The sequence below is a fragment of the Enterobacter kobei genome (genome assembly GCF_001729765.1).
GTDB lineage: Bacteria > Pseudomonadota > Gammaproteobacteria > Enterobacterales > Enterobacteriaceae > Enterobacter > Enterobacter kobei.
Genome location: NZ_CP017181.1, coordinates 1,418,838 through 1,438,151, shown reverse-complemented (window position 1 = coordinate 1,438,151; position 19,314 = coordinate 1,418,838). Strand labels below are relative to the sequence as shown.

The following is a 19,314-nucleotide window of genomic DNA, read 5'->3' as shown; positions in this document are numbered from 1 at the left end:
CCTACATTGTCTCCCCCGCAGGCCGGGTAAGGCGAAGCCGCCACCCGGCTTTCTGACTTTCATTCGAAATTAAATTTGTGCTCCCCGTCACCTTGTTATTAGAATGTTTCAAAACGCAGTGACCCAGGAGCACAGTATGACCGTAAAAGTTATCGTCACCGATATGGACGGAACTTTCCTTGATGATGCCAAGCAGTACGATCGTGACCGCTTCCAGGCACAGTTTGAGCAGCTTAACGCCCGCGGCATTGAATTCGTTGTCGCCAGCGGCAATCAGTATTATCAGCTCATCTCTTTCTTCCCTGAGCTTAAAGATCGAATCTCCTTCGTGGCGGAAAACGGCGCGCTGGTGTTCGATCACGGGGAACACGTTTTCCACGGCGAACTGACTCGCCATGAGTCGCAGATCGTCATTGGCGAACTGCTGAAAGATAACGCGCTGAACTTCGTGGCCTGCGGGCTGCAGAGCGCTTACGTCAGCGATAAAGCCCCGGACGAATTTGTGGCGCTGATGTCTAAGCACTACCATCGCTTAACGCGCGTCAGCGATTATCACGAGATTGACGATGTGCTGTTCAAGTTCTCACTGAACCTGCCCGACAGCGATATCCCGAACCTGATCGACGCGCTGCATGTTTCTCTCGACGGCATTATGAAACCGGTCACCAGCGGCTTTGGGTTTGTGGACTTGATCATTCCTGGCCTGCATAAAGCCAACGGCATCAGCCGCCTGCTGAAGCGCTGGGAGCTCTCCCCGCAGCAGTGCGTGGCAATTGGCGACAGCGGCAATGACGCGGAGATGCTGAAGCTGGTGAAATACTCATTTGCGATGAACAACGCGGCAGAAAGCATCAAACAGATCGCCCGCTACAGCACCGACGACAACAACCATCAGGGCGCGCTGAACGTCATTCAGGCCGTGCTCGATAACCATTCCCCGTTCGACGCCTAATCTCTCTCCCGCCGGAGCCCCGCTCCGGCCTCTCACTCTTTTTCCGTCCTGTGGCTTGCGTCAAGTTTTTAAACTTGCATTAACTTATTTTTAACTTAAAGTATCATTTGTAGATATTTTTACTTTCGAATGAAAGATGCGAGGCAGTTATGACCTTTACCAGTGAAACTTTGCCAGCGGACCACAAAGCGGCAATTCGCCAGATGAAGCGCGAGCTACGCGCCCAGATCGGTGATGTTCAGGCGGTGTTCGACAAGCTCAGCGACAACATTGCCACCCGCGTGGCAGAGATCAACGCCCTCAAGAATAAAGGCCAACCCGTCTGGCCGACGATCCCGTTCGCGGATGTGAAAAACGGCACAATCACCGCTGAACAGCGCGAGGCGGTTAAGCGTCGGGGCTGCGCGGTGATCAAAGGTCATTTTCCGCGCGAACAGGCGCTGGCGTGGGATCAGTCGATGCTCGACTATCTCGATCTCAATAACTTTGACGAGGTGTACAAAGGGCCGGGCGATAACTTCTTCGGCACCTTAACCGCCTCTCGTCCGGAGATTTACCCGATCTACTGGTCGCAGGCGCAAATGCAGGCGCGTCAGAGCGAAGAGATGGCGCAGGTGCAGTCGTTCCTGAACCGTTTATGGACATTCGAGAGCAACGGCAAGCAGTGGTTCGACCCGGATGTCAGCGTGATTTATCCGGATCGTATTCGCCACCGCCCACCGGGCACCACCTCTAAAGGGCTGGGCGCGCATACCGATTCCGGCGCGCTGGAGCGCTGGCTGCTGCCTGCCTATCAGCAGGTGTTTGCCCGCGTGTTTGACGGCAATGTTGATAAGTACGATCCATGGAACGCCGCGCACCGCACCGAAGTGGAAGAGTACACCGTGGATAACACCACCAAGTGTTCGGTGTTCCGTACTTTCCAGGGCTGGACGGCGCTGTCGGACATGATCCCGGGCCAGGGACTGCTGCACGTGGTGCCCATCCCGGAAGCGATGGCCTACATTCTGCTGCGTCCGCTGCTGGACGACGTGCCGGAAGATGAACTCTGCGGCGTCGCGCCGGGCCGCGTGCTGCCGATTTCGGAAAAATGGCACCCGCTGCTCATCGAAGCATTAACCAGCATACCGGCGCTGGACGCAGGGGATTCCGTGTGGTGGCACTGCGATGTGATCCACTCCGTCGCTCCGGTGGAAAATCAGCAGGGCTGGGGCAACGTGATGTACATCCCTGCCGCGCCAATGTGCGAGAAGAACCTCGCCTACGCGAAAAAGGTGAAGGAAGCGCTGGAAACCGGTGCGTCACCGGGAGATTTCCCGCGTGAAGATTATGAAAAAAGCTGGCAGGACCGCTTTACCGTGAACGATCTCAACATCCACGGCAAGCGCGCGCTGGGCATGGTTTAACTGTCGTACAGCCCTTCCCGCTCAACGGCGGTGCGTCGTTTCCCCTGACGTATCCGCCGTACCGATTCCCGCACGGTCAACGTGCCGTTCAGCAGCAAGGTTCCCACCGGGGCGTCCGGGCGCATCAGCCGCTGCTGGAGCATATGTACCGCTTCCGTTCCCAGTTCATCACGCGGGACATGCACTGCCGTCAGGGGCACATCCTGAATCGCCGCCAGATTAAAGCCGTCGATGCTCATGACGGAAACGTCCTGCGGTACCCGCAATCCCTGTTTCTGCAAAGCGCTGATGGTGCCCGCCGCCATAAAGTCGCCGCCGACCAAAAACGCGGTGGGCAGATCTTTTCCCTTCTGCTGGTTAAGCCACTCGCTAACCAGCTGTTCCGTTTCGCGTGCGCTAAAGCTCGGCACCACCAGCAGATCGCGCTTGTCGCTGAACGTCAGGTTATGGGCGTGCCACGCGTCGCGGATCCCTGCCAGGCGCAGCTCCATGGTGTAACGGCGCAGGCACAGCACGTTCATCACGTCGCGGTGTCCCATTTCGAACAGGTATTCCGCCGCCCGCTCGCCAATGGCGCGATGGTCCGGTGCTACGGCAGGCAGACGCATGTGGCGGTCACGGCAGTTAATCAGCATGCAGGGTTTCCCCACGTCCACCGCCAGATCGTGGATATGCGGATCGTCAATACCGAGCAGAATGGCTGCCTGGGTATCCGGCTCGTTCATGCGTGCCAGAAAAAGCTGCGCGTCGCTGTCGTTCTCCTCCAGCGCACAGTAGCGTAGCCGAACCTCGTGCGAAGCCAGCCCTTTGCTGACGCTCTGGATCACGCGGTAGTAAAAGATGTCGGACCGCTCGTCAAAGGCTCGCTGGGGAGCAAAAACCACCAGGCTGTTAAGCAGCAGACGCCCCGCCGCCATGCCATCCATCACCCCCAGCTCCCGTGCGCACGCCAGCACCTTTGCACGCGCTTTTTCGCTGGTGTTCGCTTTGCCCGCCAGCACGCGGGAAACGGTACTGATAGAGAGTTGCGTACGGGCGGCGATTTCGGTGATTTTTAGCCTTTTGTCCATTTTGTGATCTGGCTCCATTTGCGAAATGAAAAAATTTTCATAGCGTATCTGTCAGGTAATAACGGGCATAACGACCATCATGCCAGAGGGTTTGCACCCGTTATGAGAAACTTTGCACAAAATCCACTATTGCCCACTCATTTTCTCCCTTAAGGTGAACTTGTCACACAACTTCCATACTAGTTGTATAGCAACTTAAGCATTCTAAACGGATAGAAATCAAAGGCATAACAATCTGTGTGACACCTGAACCTCCGTCCCCTTAGCGTCCGTCTTGTGGAGAGTAAAATGAGTCAGGACATCAATAACACCGTTGCGAGAAGCAAAACCCGTCGCGTCATCAAGAACCTGCGCTGGTACGTGCTGGTGCTGTTTTTACTGGGCGTCACCGTTAACTACATAACCCGAAACTCATTGGGGATCCTCGCGCCGGAACTGAAAGAGAGCCTCGGGATCACCACCGAGCAATACTCCTGGATCGTCGGCGCATTCCAGATCGCCTACACCATTTTCCAGCCCCTGTGCGGCTGGCTGATTGACGTCATCGGCCTGAAGATTGGCTTTATGGTCTGCGCCGGGATCTGGGCGCTGATGTGTATCTTCCACGCGGGGGCCGGAAGCTGGCTGCACCTGGCTATCCTGCGCTTCTTTATGGGGGCCTCTGAGGCCGCCGCAACCCCGGCGAACGCCAAAACCATCGGTGAATGGTTCCCGAAATCGGAACGTCCTGTTGCCGCCGGTTGGGCGGGCGTGGGCTTCTCCATCGGTGCGATGCTGGCCCCGCCAATTATCTACTTTGCTCACGCGTCGTTTGGCTGGCAGGGTGCGTTTATGTTTACCGGCGTGCTGGCGCTGCTGTGGGTGATCCTCTGGTGGGCGTTCTACCACAACCCGGAGCAGCACCCGAACCTGAGCAAGGATGAGCTGGCATTTATCAAGCAGGATAACGAACCGCCTGCGGTCAAACTGCCGTTCCTGACCGCACTGAAAACCGTCTCGAAAAACAAACGTTTCTACGGTATCGCCATCCCGGCCTTTATGGCGGAACCGGCCTGGGCGGTGTTGAGCTTCTGGGTGCCGCTGTATCTCGCCAAAGAACACGACATGGACCTGAAGCAGATTGCGATGTTCGCCTGGCTGCCATTCCTCGCTGCTGACCTCGGCAGCGTGGCAAGTGGCTACCTGACGCGATTGTACACCCGCCTGTTCGGCTGCTCCCGCGTTAACTCCGTCGTCGCCAGCTCCGTCACCGGCGCGTTTCTGATGATTTCTCTGGGCATTGTCGCCATTACCCGCGATCCGTATATCACCATCGTGCTGATCTCCATCGGCGGCTTTGGGCACCAGATTATCTCCTGCATGCTCAGCGCCCTGGTCGTGGAGTCGTTTGATAAGGGCCAGATGGCGACCGTCAACGGCATGCGCGGCTCGGCGGCGTGGATCGCCAGCTTCCTGTTCTCGCTGTTAATCGGTGTGACCGCCGACAAAATCGGCTTTAACCCGCTCTTTATTGCCATGGGCTTCTTTGACCTGATTGGCGCTGTCTTCCTGGTAGCATTTATTGCTGAACGTCGCGCCAAGCGCGCCTGATAGTGGATGTATCGCATATGAAAACCCTGAAAAACTGGACCGTTGATACGCAGTCGGCAAACCATCTGGAACTGCTGGTGGATAACCAGCACCGCCTGTGCCTGTATGTGCTGGAAGAGAACCTGTTCCGCGTGCTGATCAAACGCAAAGGTGAACTGGCGCTGGACCGCACCTGGAGCATCGCCCCGGCGCAAGACGTGCCGTGGGAAGGTCGCCGTCGTGACGATGTCAGTGGCTTTACCTGCCCGGCCTGGACGCTGACGCGGCAGGAAAATACCGTGACGGTGGCGACGGAGCAGCTTCGGGTGACCGTCCACCAGCCCCTGTGGCTGGAGTGGCACTACCGCAATGACGCAGGCGAGTGGCAGCCGCTGGTCAATGACCGTCCGACCAGTGCGTACCTGCTGAACGCGCACGGTGACGGCGTGGCGCACTATCTGAGCCGTCGCAAGGACGAACGTTTCTACGGGCTGGGCGAGAAAGCGGGCGATCTACAGCGCAACGGTAAACGCTACGAGATGCGCAACCTGGATGCGATGGGCTACAACGCCGCCAGCACCGACCCGCTGTACAAGCACATTCCGTTCACCCTCACCCGTCGCGACGACGTGAGCTACGGCCTGTTCTACGATAACCTGAGCAGCTGCTGGCTGGATCTGGGCAACGAGATCGACAACTACCACACCGCCTATCGGCGCTGGCAGGCGGAAGCGGGCGATATCGATTACTACATCTTTACCGGCAAGCGCGTACTGGACGTCACCAAAGCCTTCGTGCGCCTGACCGGGAAAACGCTGTTCGGACCGAAATGGAGCCTGGGCTACAGCGGCTCGACCATGCACTATACCGACGCGCCGGACGCGCAAAACCAGCTGATGAACTTTATCCGCCTGTGTGAAGAACACGCGATTCCATGCGACTCGTTCCAGCTCTCCTCCGGCTATACCTCCATTAACGGCAAGCGCTACGTCTTTAACTGGAACCATGACAAAGTGCCGCAGCCGAAGGTGATGAGCCAGGCGTTCCACGATGCCGGGTTAAAGCTGGCCGCCAACATCAAGCCGTGTCTGCTGCAGGATCATCCCCGCTATAACGAAGTGGCGGAACGTGGCCTGTTCATTCGCGACTCAGAAACTGATGTACCTGAACGTTCCAGCTTCTGGGATGACGAAGGATCGCATCTCGATTTCACCAACCCGCAGACGGTGCAGTGGTGGCAGAACGGCGTGACCACGCAGCTGCTGGAGATGGGGATAGACTCGACCTGGAACGATAACAACGAATATGAAGTATGGGACGGGGAAGCACGCTGTTTTGGCTTCGGCAAAGAGATTGCCATCAAACACATTCGCCCGGTGATGCCGCTGCTGATGATGCGCGCCTCGCTGGAAGCGCAGCAGCGTTTCGCGCCGGAAAAACGTCCGTATCTCATTTCCCGCTCCGGCTGCGCCGGGATGCAGCGCTACGTCCAGACCTGGAGCGGCGATAACCGCACTCACTGGGATACCCTGCGCTATAACATCCGCATGGGGCTGGGCATGAGCCTCTCCGGGCTGTTCAACGTCGGCCACGACGTCGGCGGTTTCTCCGGCGACAAGCCAGACGCCGAACTGTTCGTGCGCTGGGTGCAAAACGGCGTGATGCATCCGCGCTTTACCATTCACTCGTGGAACGATGACCACACGGTCAACGAGCCGTGGATGTACCCGGGCGTCACCCCCGCTATTCGCGGTGCGATTGAGCTGCGCTACCGTCTGCTGCCCTATCTCTACACCCTGCTCTGGCAGGCGCACGCCGACGACGAACCGATGCTGCGCCCGACCTTCCTCGACCACGAGCACGACGCGCGGACCTTCGAAGAGTGCGATGACTTCCTGCTGGGCCGCGACCTCCTTGTCGCCAGCATCGTCGAGGCCGGGCAGCGTAAACGCCACGTCTGGCTGCCGGATAACGAAACCGGCTGGTACGATTTCTACACTCACGAATGGTTCGCTGGCGGGCAAGCGATCGTCCTCGACGCGCCGCTGGAGAAACTGCCGCTGCTGGTGCGCGCCGGTGCCGCTCTGCCGCTCAGCGAGCGCATCCGTCACGTGAGCGCCGAAAAAGACGATACCCGCGAGCTGAAGCTGTTCCCGGTGAAAGGCGTCGGCACCACGTCCGGCCTGCTGTTTGAAGATGACGGCGAGTCCTGGGGCTACCAGAACGGCAATGCGCTGTGGGTGGCGTGGGAAATGGTGTGCGACGGGGCAACCGTCAACCTGAACATCGGTGCACGCGGTGATTATCGTCCGGCATGGAACGCGCTGAAGGTGTCGTTACCGACGGGGGAAAAACGTAAGCTGCTGGTGAATGGTGAAGAAAGGTGTGATTGGGTGGTGTAGTGCGGCCTGATGCCCTCACCCTGACCCTCTCCCACAGGGAGAGGGAATGGAACGTAGGCCGGGTAAGGCTAAGCCGCCACCCGGCTTTTTTTAACTCTCGATACCTTTGCTGCGCAGGTAATCTTCGTAGTTACCGGTGAAGTCCACCACGCGCTCTGGCGTAATTTCGATCACGCGGGTCGCCAGCGAGCTGACGAATTCACGGTCGTGAGAGACGAAGATCAGCGTGCCCTGATACATCTCCAGCGCCATGTTAAGCGATTCGATAGATTCCATATCCAGGTGGTTAGTCGGTTCGTCCATTACCAGAATATTGGGTTTTTCCATCATCAGCTTGCCGAACAGCATGCGACCCTTTTCACCACCGGACAGCACTTTCGCCGGCTTTTTGATGTCGTCCTGACTGAACAGCAGACGACCCAGAATGCTACGCACCGCCTGCTCGTCGTCGCCTTCCTGCTTCCACTGGCTCATCCAGTCAAACACGGTCAGGTCGTTTTCGAACTCGTATTCATGGTCCTGCGCGTAGTAACCAATCTGCGCATTTTCTGACCACTTCACGGTGCCGTTGTCCGGCTGCAGTTCACCCACCAGGGTTTTCAGCATGGTGGATTTACCCACGCCGTTGGCCCCCAGAATGGCAATCTTCTCGCCCACTTCCAGCAGCAGGTTGAAGTTTTTAAACAGCGGACCTTCATCGAAGCCTTTGGTAAGGGCTTCCACTTCCAGCGCGTTACGGAACAGTTTCTTGTCCTGCTCGAAGCGGATGAACGGGTTCTGACGGCTGGAAGCTTTGACTTCTTCCAGCTTGATTTTGTCGATCTGACGGGCGCGGGACGTCGCCTGACGAGACTTAGAGGCGTTCGCGCTGAAGCGGCTGACGAAGGATTGCAGGTCCGCAATCTGCGCTTTCTTCTTGGCGTTGTCGGCCAGCAGGCGTTCACGCGCCTGGGTCGCAGCCGTCATGTATTCGTCGTAGTTGCCCGGGTACACGCGCAGCTCGCCGTAGTCCAGATCCGCCATGTGCGTACAGACCATGTTCAGGAAGTGACGGTCGTGCGAAATGATGATCATGGTGCTGTCGCGGTCGTTCAGCGTCTGCTCCAGCCAGCGGATGGTGTCGATGTCCAGGTTGTTCGTTGGTTCGTCGAGAAGCAGGATGTCCGGGTTAGAGAACAGCGCCTGCGCCAGCAGGACACGCAGCTTCCAGCCTGGCGCGACTTCACTCATCGGGCCGTAATGCTGTTCAACAGGAATGCCCACGCCCAGCAGCAGCTCGCCCGCACGCGCTTCAGCTGAATAGCCATCCATCTCGCCGTAATGCGTTTCCAGTTCGGCCACTTTGTAGCCGTCCTCTTCGCTCATTTCAGCCAGGGCGTAAATGCGATCGCGCTCCTGCTTCACTTCCCACAGCTCCGCGTGCCCCATGATCACGGTGTCCAGCACGGTGAACTCTTCGAAGGCGAACTGATCCTGACGCAGCTTACCGATGCGCTCGTTCGGATCGAGCGACACGTTGCCAAGCGTCGGCTCCAGGTCGCCGCCGAGGATCTTCATAAAGGTGGATTTTCCGCTACCGTTGGCACCAATCAGGCCGTAACGGTTGCCGCCGCCAAATTTGACGGAAATGTTTTCGAACAGCGGCTTACTGCCAAACTGCATAGTGACGTTGCTGGTAACTAACACGGGGAGATTCCTGCGAAAAGTGTGATAAACACGGCATTATGCCACAATTCCGAATTGAGATCCCGTGTTGCGGCAATCCACTAAACTTTAACAAAATCGAAAAAAATGTGATTTCGTACACATCTGAATTCCCTGCGAGCGGGAATGCACATATAATGCGCTCCCATCATAGATTCAGACTTATCAACTCATCGCCTGAATGGCTTAGATACCTCGCACAACATGAACATGAAATTAACAACGCTTTTTGCGGCGGCGTTAGCCGTAGTAGGTTTTTGTAAGACCGCGTCTGCGGTGACGTATCCCCTGCCGACAGACGGAAGCCGTCTGGTGGGCGAAAACCAGGTGGTGACGGTACCAGAAGGTAACTCTCAGCCGCTGGAGTATTTCGCCGCACAGTACCAGCTGGGCCTGTCCAACATGCTGGAAGCAAACCCGGGCGTTGACCCGTATCTGCCAAAAGCGGGTACCGTACTGAATATTCCTCAGCAGCTGATCCTGCCGGATACCGTTCATGAAGGTATCGTCATTAACAGCGCCGAAATGCGTCTGTATTACTACCCGAAAGGCACCAACACCGTTATCGTGCTGCCAATCGGTATCGGCCAGCTGGGTAAAGACACCCCAATGAACTGGACCACCAAAGTTGAGCGTAAGAAAGCGGGCCCAACCTGGACCCCTACCGCCAAAATGCACGCAGAATACATTGCTGCCGGCGAACCGCTGCCAGCCGTTGTGCCAGCCGGCCCGGATAACCCGATGGGTCTGTACGCGCTGTACATTGGCCGTCTGTACGCCATTCACGGCACCAACGCCAACTTCGGTATCGGCCTGCGCGTAAGCCACGGCTGCGTGCGTCTGCGTAACGACGACATCAAGTTCCTGTTCGAAAACGTGCCGGTCGGTACGCGCGTGCAGTTCATTAACGAACCGGTAAAAGCCACCACTGAGCCAGACGGTAGCCGTTACATTGAAGTGCACAACCCGCTGTCTACCAGCGAAGACCAGATCAACAACAACGAAGTCGTCCCTGTTACGCTGAACAGCGCGGTGCAGGCGGTGACCTCTCAGCCTGACGTGGAAACGACCATCGTTGACCAGGCCGTGCAGAACCGCTCCGGTATGCCGGTGCGTTTGAACTAATAACGAGCATTAAAAAAGCGGGCTTCGATGCCCGCTTTTTTTTTACCCGTTATTCACGATAACGATCCCGCCGTGGTCGTACCGATAGTGGCAGTGGGCATATTCCAGCGGCGTGCCATCTTCCAGATAAATGACCTGCTCCACCTCCAGCACCGGATCGGTTTCCTCGCAGACCAGATGTTGCCTGTCCAGCGCATTGGGTTTTAGCGCCCGCACCACCCTGTATGACCCCATAATTTTCAGCCCCAGCGTCTCCTGAACATACTGAAACACCGAACCGTCAAGATGGCTTTTCGTCAGGCCGGGCACCAGGGTCATCGGCATGACCGTTGAATCCAGCGACATCGGTTCACCGTTTAATAAACGCAGGCGAATAAAGTCATAGACCGGGGCATCGGCATTAATCATCAGCGACGCCTGCTCTTTCTCGTTCGGGAAGCGCAGTTCAAAATGCACCACCTGGCTCGTGACCTTACCCAGATGTTCCCAGGTTTTGGTGGCACCAAAATAGTCGCTGCCGGAGAGATCCCACTGGGAAAGCTGAAGGAAGTTTTTGCGGATAAAGGTGCCCTGCCCCTGACGGGTATAAACCAGACCTTCGACAATCAGCTGGCGCATCGCCTGCTGGATGGTCATCCGGCTGGTGCTGAACTCCGCCGCCAGCGCAAACTGGTCCGGCAGGGGTTCGTTGGCGGCGTACTGCTGGCTGATAATGCGTTTTTTAATTTCCCGCGCTATGGTGATGTACTTCGCCGCCATCGTCCTTCCTTTCAGTTAGTTTTCTATCCCGCTGTTTTTCAACGCCACTCGCTCGGCAATCTTGAGGAAAGGCAGGTAGAAGAATACACCAAAAACAATGATTGCCAACTGCACCACCACCGCCCGCCAGTCCCCTGCCGTGGCCAGCCAGGCGCTCAGAATCGGCGGCGTGGTCCACGGGATCATCACCACGCAGCGCGACATTAACCCCAGCGTGGTGCAGAGCCAGGCAACGTAAATGCCAATCGCGGGCAACAGCACAAACGGGATCATCAGCGGCAGGTTAAAGACAATCGGCAGGCCAAAAATCACCGGCTCGTTGATGTTGAATAAACCGGGCGCCAGCGACAGGCGCGCCACCTGCTTCGCCGACTTCTGCCGGGAGAAGATAAAGATGGCGATCAGCAGCGAAATGGTGCTGCCCGTCCCGCCCACCATTCCAAACGTCGGCACGAAGATGTTGTTGATGATATGCGGGATGGGCTGGCCATTGGCAAAGGCCAGCATGTTCTCGTTGGTGTTGATCAGCAGGAACGGTTCCAGTACCACGCTGTTGACCACCGACTGATGAATCCCGAGCGTGAACAGGAAGTTACCGAAGCTGTAGATAAAAATCGTTCCCGGCAGGCTGGTGTTGATCAGCCGCAGCGGCTGCTGGATAAAGGTCGTGATGAGATGGATCAGGTCCGTGTGCAGCACGTTTGCCAGCAGTGCTGCCAGCACGGCAAATACTGACAATGTCAGAATGGTTGGGATCAGCGCGGTAAAGGATTTACTCACCGCCGGAGGCACATTTTCCCCCAGCGAAATGTGCAGCGCCTTTAGCCGCGAAATGGCAATAAACAGCTCCGTTGAGAGTAGCCCGATCAGCACTCCGGCAAAAATCCCGGTAGAGCCGATATTGGCGAACGTCAGTACCTGAGTGACGTTCACCGTGGTCTCACTGCCGACGGGCGTCAACTGCAGGCGCATCGGCATCATGATGATAAAACTGCTGACGGCGATAACCACTGCCGAAACCGGATTGTCGAAATCTTTATTGCGCGCCAGCGACCAGGCAATCATCGGGGCCAGCAGCAGCGCGGCGATATTCAGCGTGCCGTTGATTATCGCCTCCCCCCAGACCTTAAACTGCGTGAGCGTGTCGCCGTCAAAAATCCACGGGAACACCACGTTGTTCACCAGCACCGCCAGACCGGCGAGGATGAAAATCGGCATCACCGTGGCGAAGGCATCGCGCAGGGAGCGCAGGTGCACCTGGTTTGCCAGGCGCGCCGAGAACTCAACAAATTTATCGACAAAGGACTGCATATGCGGTGTGATTTTTGTTTCAGACATAGCGGATAGTTCCCATCAATCAGTCACAAAAACGGCCCGGCAGCGTACGGCTTACATCTCGCGTCCGTTGGTATGAATGACCTGTTTCAGCCAGGCGTAGCTTTTCTTCGGCACGCGCTTCAGGTCTTTCAGGTCGTGGTTTTCTCGGTTGACGTAGACCACGCCGTAGCGCTTACGCATGTCGCCCTGGGAGCTGAGAATGTCGATTAACCCCCAGCCGAGGTAGCCGATGACCTCTGCGCCATCTTCGAACATCGCCGCTTTCATTGCGTCGATATGCGCCCGGTGGTAGTCGATGCGGTAGGTGTCCTCAATCGGGTTGACGCCGTCCCAGGACTCAATCACGCCAATACCGTTTTCAATCGGGAAGACCGGCATCCGCCAGTCGTTGGCGTAGCGGGTGATGATGGTGCGAAAGCCCATAGGGTCGATCTGCCAGTTCCACTCGGTGGCTTTCAGGTACGGGTTATTTTTCTCACCGTGTAGCAGGTAATAGTTGACCGGCGTGCCTTCCGGGATGGCATCGCTGTCCAGCGTTTTGCTGGCGTAATAGCTGAAGGCCATAAAGTCGTTTTTGGTGCGCGCCAGCAGCGCTAAATCTTCGTCGCGGTAGATATCGCCAAAGCCTTCCTGCTCCACCACCGCCATCACCGCCGGGCTGTAACCCTGACCCGCAAAAACGCGCAGCAGGTTCTGGTTGAGGAATTCATCGTACTGCTGGGCGCAGAAGATATCGCGCGGTTTGCAGGTGGCCGGGTAAATCAGCTGGTGCGCCAGCATGCCGCCCATCAGCTGGCCCGGTTTGGTCTGGTGCAGATACTCGGTCAGCGACATATGCGCCACCATCGCATGGTGCTGTAACTCATAGAGCTCGCGAAGGGTTTGCTCCCCTTTCAGGTAACCGGAAATGCGGAAGGCTTCCGGCATATGGAAAATGTTCTGCTCGTTGAAGGTCAGCCAGTACTTCACCCGGTCACCAAAGCAGTCGATCATCTTCTTGCCGTAGCGGATAAAGGCCTCCATCACGCGGCGGTCGTTAAATCCGTTGTACTCCTGCGCCAGCGCCAACGGCATATCGAAGTGATAGAGGCAGATCATCGGCTCGATGCCGCGCGCGATAAGATCGTCAATAAAGCGGTCGTAAAAGGCGATCCCCTCGTCGTTGAACGCGCCATCGCCCTGCGGGCAGACACGGCTCCATGAGATCTGAAAGCGGTAGCAGTTCATGCCCAGATCCTGCATCAGGTCGAAATCTTCCCTGTAGCGGTGGTAGGAGTCGGTCGCCACTTTCCAGTCGGAGATATTTTCCCCGGCTTCACGAATGTCGTAGACCGACATGCCCTTTCCGCCCTCGTTCCATGCCCCTTCCGTCTGCATGCTGGAGACCGAGTTACCCCATAAAAAATTGGCTGGCAGCGATGTATTCATGCTCTCTCCCTATATGACTAGTCATTTTAAATTTCATGACTAGTCATATAGGCGAAGATGAAAAGGTGATCAAAGGGGAGGATCGTTTTTTGTGAGATGGATTGAAATAATGCCTACGGAAAGTAGCCCCGGTAAGCGAAGCGCCACCGGGGAGAGGACGGTTATTGCTGTGCAAGCTGGTTACGACGATATTCCCCCTGGCGCTCAAGCATCCAGCCCGGGTATTCCCCCGGCAACGCGCTGACGGCATCAAGCTTTTTAAGCTCGTCTTCGCTTAAGCGGATCCCGGTTGCGGCGATATTGTCATTCAACTGATCGACGCGTTTCGCGCCCACGATCACGCTAGTTACCGCTTTCTGATGAAGCAGCCACGCCAGCGCGATCTGCGCGACGGAGACGCCTTTGCTTTCGGCAATCGTGCGCATTACATCCACGCAGTCGAAGGCACGATCTTTATTGACCGGCGGGAAGTCAAACTCCAGACGGCGCCCGCCCGATTCGCTCTGCCCGTTGCGATCGTATTTCCCGCTCAGCAGACCGCCCGCCAGCGGGCTCCAGACCATCAGCCCGACGCCTTCGCTCTGCATCATCGGCACCAGCTCGCGCTCAAGATCGCGCCCGGCGATGGTGTAATACGCCTGCAAAGACGCGAAGCGTGCCAACCCCAGACGCTCGGAGATGCCAAGCGCTTTGGCAATCTGCCACGCTGCCCAGTTCGAGACGCCGATATAGCGCACGTGGCCGTGCTGTACCAGGGTATCCAGCGCACGGAGCGTCTCTTCAATGGGGGTGGCAGGGTCAAAGCCGTGCAGCTGGTAGAGATCGATATGATCCAGCTGCAGGCGGCGCAGACTCTCCTTCACGCTGCCGATGATGTGATACCGCGAGCTGCCGCGCGAGTTCACGCCCGCGGTGCCGGTTTCACCGAACACTTTGGTCGCGACCACCACGTTCTCCCGCGGAACTTTCAGGTTCTTCAGCGCCTGGCCGGTGATCTCCTCCGAGCGCCCTTCCGAGTAAACGTCGGCGGTGTCGATAAAGTTGATCCCGGCATCCAGCGCGCGGCCCACCAGCTGTTCGGCTTCGCTCTGCTGCAGCTGGCCAATCTTGCCCCACATGCCGCCTTCTCCGCCGAAGGTCATGGTCCCGAGGCAGAGTTCAGAAACAAACAGACCGGTGTTGCCCAGTTTTTGATAACGCATAAGTCATTCCTCACATGTCGAATGGGTGCCAGTTAGTTATACCCGCCCCTCTGTCATCGCGAATGTGGCGTTCCTGTCCGTTTCTTGCCCAATCCTCTGAATTTATCCGCGCGGGGCGTCGCCAAAGACGCTGTAATCCGGGAGCTGCACCTGCTGATACGGCTCCCAGCCGCCGCCAAGCGCCTTGTAGAGCGCCACCAGATCGAGCGCGCTTTGCACCTGCGCCTGAGCGCGCTGCTGCTGAGCCTGGGCGAGCTGACGCTGGGCATCCAGTACGTCGATAAAGCTGGCGATGCCCTGTCGGTAGCTGTCGCTGGCTAAGTCAAAGGCGTTTTGCAGGGCGTCGATCGTTTTTGCGAGGCCCGCTTCACGCTGCTGGTCGGTGCGGTAGCTGACCAGCGCGTTTTCAACATCGCCGAGCGCGGTGAGCACCGTCTGCCGATAGTCCAGCACCGCTGCCCCCTGCTGCGCGCGCGCCACCTTCACGCTGGAGACCAGTCGTCCGCCCTGGAAGATCGGAATAGAAACCTGCGGACCGAAGCTGTAGAAATGGCTGCTCCAGTCGGTCAGCCAGTTGGTTTCGCTGTTACGCAGGCCAAACTGCCCGGAGAGGGTTAAGCTCGGGAACAGCTCGGCCACCGAGACGCCGATTTGCGCCGTGGCGGCATGAAGATTCGCCTCCGCCTCACGCACGTCCGGACGACGGCGCGCCAGCGTGGACGGAATGCCCGTTTGCACGATATCCGGTAGCGCAGGCATTGGCTGCGCTGACTGGAGTTCGGCATCCAGTGCGCCCGGCGGCTTGCCGAGGAGGATTGCCAGGCCGTTCATCGCCTGCCGCGCCTGCGCCTGATATTGCGGCAGTTGCGCTTCCAGATTTCCCAGCTGCGCCCGGGCATTTTCTACGTCCATCTGTGGCGAGAGCCCGCCGCGCTGACGGCTTTCGGTGAGATCCAGCGTCTGCTGTGCGCTCTCAATCTGGGTGTTCAGGGTGGCGATAATGCTCTGCGCGCCGCGCAGCTGTAGCCACGCCCGCGCCACTTCCGCTTCCAGCGACACCAGCGCGTCGTTACGCTGCTCGATAGCCGCCTTCTGCTGGGCTTCCGCGGCTTCCACCTGACGGCGCACCTTGCCCCACAGGTCAATTTCCCACTGGGCGTCGAAACTGCCCTGGTAGAGGTTGATCGGCTGCGTCAGCGGGCCTAACGCGCCCCGCAGGGCTGGATCGACATTATCCAGTTGGTCATACACGCCGTGGGATTTCAGCTCGCCTTCCAGCCCGAGCTGTTGGCGCGTCGCCTGTAGATTGCCATTAACCGACGGGAAAAATGCTCCGCCTGCCTGATTAATCTGTTCACGTGCCCCGGCAATGCGTAGCACCGTTTGCTGCAGGGTCAAGTTTCCGGCAATAGCCCGTTCAACGAGGCTATCGAGCTGCGGCGAGCCGAAGGTTTTCCACCAGCGCGGGTTGGTCGCAGCGGAGATGGTTTGCGATTTCACGCCGCTGTCGCCCTTATCGTTCCAGTGCGTGACGGCCGGCGGCGCGGGTGGCTGGTAATCCGGTCCCACGGCACAGCCAGCCAGCAGCAGCATTATCATCAGGGGGTGTAAACGTCTGTGTATCATCAATGTGCTCCTGCACTCCCCTCGCTCTTAACCGGCGAGAGCAACAAACAAAACGGAATCAGTAACAAGGCCACCACGCTCAGCAGGGTGAAGACGTCGATGTAGGCCAGGAAGCGCGACTGCTCGATCATGGTCTGGTACATCCGCCCGGTGGCAATGCCGGTTGGGTCACCCACCTGAGTCGTGAAGTTCTGGATCGCCTGGGCGCTTTCGCGTATCGCCTGCTGAAACTGCTCGTTAAACGGTGAAGCGTGATACGCCAGATGCGCGCTATGGGCCTGCGAGCGCTCGGTAATGGCCGCCGTCGAGAGCGAAATCCCAATCGAGCCCGCCACGTTGCGGAACATGGTAAACAGCGCCGCAGCGTCGGCGTTGAGCCGTCTCGGTATCGAGATGAAGGCAATCGTGGTGAGCGGCACAAACAGGAACCCCAGCCCAATCGACTGAGCGCTGCGGAACAGCACCAGGGTCTCGAAGTCGATATCCGGCGTCAGCGTGCGCGACCAGAAGAACGAAACCGCCAGGCAGGTAAAGCCAAAGGCGATAATCCAGCGCGTCTGCACCACCGGCATGAGCTTCAGCACCAGCGGGATGGTGAGTACAATCAGCACCGCGCCGGGCGACAGCACCAGCCCGGACCAGGTGGCGGTATAGCCCAGATCCTGCTGCGCCAGCTGCGGGATCACCACCGAGCTGCCGTATAAAATCATCGCCATCCCAGCCATTAACAGGCTGGAGATCGCGAAGTTGCGGTCTTTCAGGCAGTAGAGATCCACCACCGGCTTTCTGGCATACACCAGCCAGTAGATCGCGCCGATGATGCCGATCAGCGTCAGCACGGCGAAAGTGCGGATAAAGTTTGAGTAGAACCAGTCTTCATCCTCTCCCCGGTCCAGCATCACCTGCAAACAACCGAGCCCTAAGGCGATCAGCCCGATCCCCGTCCAGTCGATGGTTAGCTTCTCTTTCGATTTACTCTCCCACGGCGGATCTTCCAGCAGCTGATAGATCGCCAGTACCGTGACGATCCCCACCGGGATGTTGATAAAGAACACCCAGCGCCAGGAGTAGTTGTCGGTGATCCAGCCGCCGAGCGTCGGGCCGAGCACCGGCGCAACGATAATCGCAATAGAGGAGAGACCAAACGCTTTGCCCCGGTCCTCCGGCTTGAAGTAGTCGAGCAGCACCGACTGCTGGGTAGGCTGCAACCCGCCGCCAAAGAAGCCCTGCATCACGCGGAACAGGATGATCTGCCACAGCTCGGTGGCGATCCCGCACAGGAACGAGCAGACGGTGAACATCACAATGCAGATTAAGAAGAACTGCTTGCGGCCAAACACCCGGCTCAGAAACGCCGAGATGGGCAGCACGATGCCGTTCGCCACCAGATAGCTGGTTAAAACCCAGGTCGATTCGTCATAGCTGGAGGAGAGCGAACCCGCGACGTGCGGCAGCGCCACGTTAACGATGGTGGTGTCCAGAATTTCCATAAACACCGCCAGGGTGACAACAATCGCCACCGCCCACGGGTTACTGGCGGGTTTCCAGCTGTCGTGGCTATGATCCGTCATTCCACTGTCACCTTCGGCGCCACCGACAGCCCCAGCGGCAGCGGTTTATTCGGGTCGAGTCCCTTATCAATCACGATTTTCACCGGCACGCGCTGCACAATTTTGACGAAGTTGCCGGTGGCATTTTCTGCCGGGAAAGCGGAGAAGCGTGAGCCACTGCCCTGCTGAATACTGTCGACGTGGCCCTCAAGTTCCATATCCGGCCACGCATCCACGGAGACGGTGACCTTATCGCCGGGCTTCATGCGTTCAAGCTGGGACTCTTTAAAGTTCGCCACCACCCATACGTTAGGGGAAACCAGTGAGAACAGCGCGGTGCCCGCCTGCACCAGCGTCCCGGGCTGCACGTTGCGTTTGGTGACAAAGCCGTCGAACGGGGCGCGGACTTCAGTGTAGGAGAGATTCAGATTGGCCGTTTCGAGCTGCGCTTTCGCCTGCTCGACCTGACGCTCACGTGCTTCAACGTTGGTTTCCTGCTGGCGAATTTGCAGTTGAACCTGCTCCGCCACTTCCAGCTGCGCCTGGGCGCTGGCCAGTGCAGCCTGCGCGCTGCGCAGCTGTGCGTTCGCAGAATCAATACTTTGTTGCGTGGTCGCCCGCGGGTCGACGCCGCGTTGACGACGGTACTCCGCCTGCGCGTTCGCCAGATCGGCCTGCGCTTTCAGTACCTGCGCTTTCGCTTCGTCACGCTGGGCAGGATACTGCACTTTTGAGAGCGCCAGCTGCGCCTGGGCCTGATGGAGCTGCGCGATAGCCAGTCCAAGCTGAGCCTGAGCCTGATCGCGCTGGGCGGTGGTATCGCGTGGATCGATAACCACCAGCAGATCGCCTTTTTTCACGCGCTGGTTATCGCGCACGTGCAGCCCGGTGACATAGCCCGCTGTTTTGGGGGCAATCGTCACCACATCGCCATCGGTAAAGGCGTCGTCAGTTGTCTCTTCGTTACGGGTTAAAAACCACCAGACCAGCGCCACGACAACCATCACTACCACGACAATGCCGAGGATAATTAACGGTTTTTTGCCCGGTCGCTTACGTTCATTATTGTTGTTTTCCTGCTCGTCAGCAGGCGTTTTTTGATCTTCAGCCATAGTTCAGCAACGGTCCTGTCAGTGAGCGGCATCACACTATGCCGTTCACTAAAGCTAGGACGTTGCTATAC

Annotated in this window: 14 protein-coding genes; 5 read left to right on the top strand and 9 right to left on the bottom strand. The window is 57.9% G+C overall.

Features of this window, described 5'->3' with window-relative positions; translation table 11 throughout:
- The first annotated feature begins 136 nt into the window (after positions 1 to 136).
- Together BFV64_RS06820 and BFV64_RS06815 are read left to right on the top strand one after the other, a co-directional pair.
- Entirely contained in the window at positions 137 to 952 is an 816-nt protein-coding gene (locus BFV64_RS06820; RefSeq protein ID WP_023336967.1) for a Cof-type HAD-IIB family hydrolase, read from the top strand.
- A 149-nt stretch (positions 953 to 1,101) separates the two neighbouring features.
- Complete coding sequence (locus BFV64_RS06815) at positions 1,102 to 2,358, top strand: DUF1479 domain-containing protein (RefSeq protein WP_069601842.1); 1,257 nt, start codon at positions 1,102 to 1,104, stop codon at positions 2,356 to 2,358.
- Here the strand turns inward: BFV64_RS06815 and BFV64_RS06810 are convergent.
- On the bottom strand, positions 2,355 to 3,428 hold the full coding sequence (locus BFV64_RS06810) for a LacI family DNA-binding transcriptional regulator (protein WP_023332477.1): 1,074 nt from the start codon (positions 3,426 to 3,428) through the stop codon (positions 2,355 to 2,357). The two genes, BFV64_RS06815 and BFV64_RS06810, sit on opposite strands and share 4 nt — an antisense overlap.
- A gap of 288 nt (positions 3,429 to 3,716) precedes the next feature.
- Between BFV64_RS06810 and BFV64_RS06805 the strand changes: the two genes are divergently transcribed.
- Together BFV64_RS06805 and BFV64_RS06800 are read left to right on the top strand one after the other, a co-directional pair.
- Positions 3,717 to 5,018 (top strand): MFS transporter, encoded by a 1,302-nt coding sequence (locus BFV64_RS06805; protein ID WP_069601841.1) that lies wholly within the window; start codon positions 3,717 to 3,719, stop codon positions 5,016 to 5,018.
- A gap of 17 nt (positions 5,019 to 5,035) precedes the next feature.
- Entirely contained in the window at positions 5,036 to 7,399 is a 2,364-nt protein-coding gene (locus tag BFV64_RS06800; RefSeq protein ID WP_069601840.1) for a glycoside hydrolase family 31 protein, read from the top strand.
- 90 nt (positions 7,400 to 7,489) lie between these two features.
- Here the strand turns inward: BFV64_RS06800 and BFV64_RS06795 are convergent, their stop codons facing one another.
- A complete protein-coding gene (locus BFV64_RS06795; protein WP_014883120.1) occupies positions 7,490 to 9,085 on the bottom strand; it encodes an ABC-F family ATPase in 1,596 nt (531 codons plus the stop codon).
- A gap of 222 nt (positions 9,086 to 9,307) precedes the next feature.
- Here BFV64_RS06795 and ldtB point away from each other — a divergent pair, with 222 nt between their 5' ends.
- On the top strand, positions 9,308 to 10,228 hold the full coding sequence (gene ldtB, locus BFV64_RS06790; protein ID WP_014883119.1) for a L,D-transpeptidase: 921 nt from the start codon (positions 9,308 to 9,310) through the stop codon (positions 10,226 to 10,228).
- A gap of 42 nt (positions 10,229 to 10,270) precedes the next feature.
- Here the strand turns inward: ldtB and BFV64_RS06785 are convergent, their stop codons facing one another.
- The 7 genes from BFV64_RS06785 to BFV64_RS06755 form a co-directional block, all read right to left on the bottom strand.
- Positions 10,271 to 10,987 carry a GntR family transcriptional regulator gene (locus tag BFV64_RS06785; protein ID WP_069601839.1) on the bottom strand — a complete coding sequence of 239 codons (717 nt, stop codon included), beginning with the start codon at positions 10,985 to 10,987 and terminating at the stop codon, positions 10,271 to 10,273.
- A gap of 15 nt (positions 10,988 to 11,002) precedes the next feature.
- Positions 11,003 to 12,325, bottom strand: a complete 1,323-nt coding sequence (locus BFV64_RS06780) for a PTS sugar transporter subunit IIC (protein ID WP_014883117.1) — start codon at positions 12,323 to 12,325, stop codon at positions 11,003 to 11,005.
- Between the two features lie 51 nt (positions 12,326 to 12,376).
- Positions 12,377 to 13,753, bottom strand: coding sequence for a glycoside hydrolase family 1 protein (locus tag BFV64_RS06775; RefSeq protein ID WP_023336963.1), 1,377 nt, complete (start codon positions 13,751 to 13,753; stop codon positions 12,377 to 12,379).
- Positions 13,754 to 13,914: 161 nt separating this feature from the next.
- Positions 13,915 to 14,955 carry an aldo/keto reductase gene (locus tag BFV64_RS06770; RefSeq protein WP_014883115.1) on the bottom strand — a complete coding sequence of 347 codons (1,041 nt, stop codon included), beginning with the start codon at positions 14,953 to 14,955 and terminating at the stop codon, positions 13,915 to 13,917.
- A gap of 102 nt (positions 14,956 to 15,057) precedes the next feature.
- On the bottom strand, positions 15,058 to 16,581 hold the full coding sequence (locus tag BFV64_RS06765; RefSeq protein WP_069601838.1) for an efflux transporter outer membrane subunit: 1,524 nt from the start codon (positions 16,579 to 16,581) through the stop codon (positions 15,058 to 15,060).
- A complete protein-coding gene (locus tag BFV64_RS06760; protein ID WP_023332472.1) occupies positions 16,581 to 18,152 on the bottom strand; it encodes a DHA2 family efflux MFS transporter permease subunit in 1,572 nt (523 codons plus the stop codon). Before BFV64_RS06760 ends, BFV64_RS06765 begins: the two co-directional genes overlap by 1 nt.
- Positions 18,149 to 19,243 (bottom strand): HlyD family secretion protein, encoded by a 1,095-nt coding sequence (locus tag BFV64_RS06755; protein ID WP_014883112.1) that lies wholly within the window; start codon positions 19,241 to 19,243, stop codon positions 18,149 to 18,151. Before BFV64_RS06755 ends, BFV64_RS06760 begins: the two co-directional genes overlap by 4 nt.
- Between the last annotated feature and the right edge of the window lie 71 nt (positions 19,244 to 19,314).

Excerpts from the sequence above, each read along its gene's own strand:
- BFV64_RS06760 (WP_023332472.1), bottom strand. The coding sequence starts at position 18,152 with ATGACGGATCATAGCCACGACAGCTGGAAACCCGCCAGTAACCCGTGG.
- BFV64_RS06810 (WP_023332477.1), bottom strand. The coding sequence starts at position 3,428 with ATGGACAAAAGGCTAAAAATCACCGAAATCGCCGCCCGTACGCAACTC.
- BFV64_RS06820 (WP_023336967.1), top strand. The coding sequence starts at position 137 with ATGACCGTAAAAGTTATCGTCACCGATATGGACGGAACTTTCCTTGAT.
- BFV64_RS06785 (WP_069601839.1), bottom strand. The coding sequence starts at position 10,987 with ATGGCGGCGAAGTACATCACCATAGCGCGGGAAATTAAAAAACGCATT.
- BFV64_RS06770 (WP_014883115.1), bottom strand. The coding sequence starts at position 14,955 with ATGCGTTATCAAAAACTGGGCAACACCGGTCTGTTTGTTTCTGAACTC.
- BFV64_RS06800 (WP_069601840.1), top strand. The coding sequence starts at position 5,036 with ATGAAAACCCTGAAAAACTGGACCGTTGATACGCAGTCGGCAAACCAT.
- BFV64_RS06775 (WP_023336963.1), bottom strand. The coding sequence starts at position 13,753 with ATGAATACATCGCTGCCAGCCAATTTTTTATGGGGTAACTCGGTCTCC.
- ldtB (WP_014883119.1), top strand. The coding sequence starts at position 9,308 with ATGAACATGAAATTAACAACGCTTTTTGCGGCGGCGTTAGCCGTAGTA.
- BFV64_RS06755 (WP_014883112.1), bottom strand. The coding sequence starts at position 19,243 with ATGGCTGAAGATCAAAAAACGCCTGCTGACGAGCAGGAAAACAACAAT.
- BFV64_RS06815 (WP_069601842.1), top strand. The coding sequence starts at position 1,102 with ATGACCTTTACCAGTGAAACTTTGCCAGCGGACCACAAAGCGGCAATT.
- BFV64_RS06780 (WP_014883117.1), bottom strand. The coding sequence starts at position 12,325 with ATGTCTGAAACAAAAATCACACCGCATATGCAGTCCTTTGTCGATAAA.
- BFV64_RS06805 (WP_069601841.1), top strand. The coding sequence starts at position 3,717 with ATGAGTCAGGACATCAATAACACCGTTGCGAGAAGCAAAACCCGTCGC.
- BFV64_RS06765 (WP_069601838.1), bottom strand. The coding sequence starts at position 16,581 with ATGATACACAGACGTTTACACCCCCTGATGATAATGCTGCTGCTGGCT.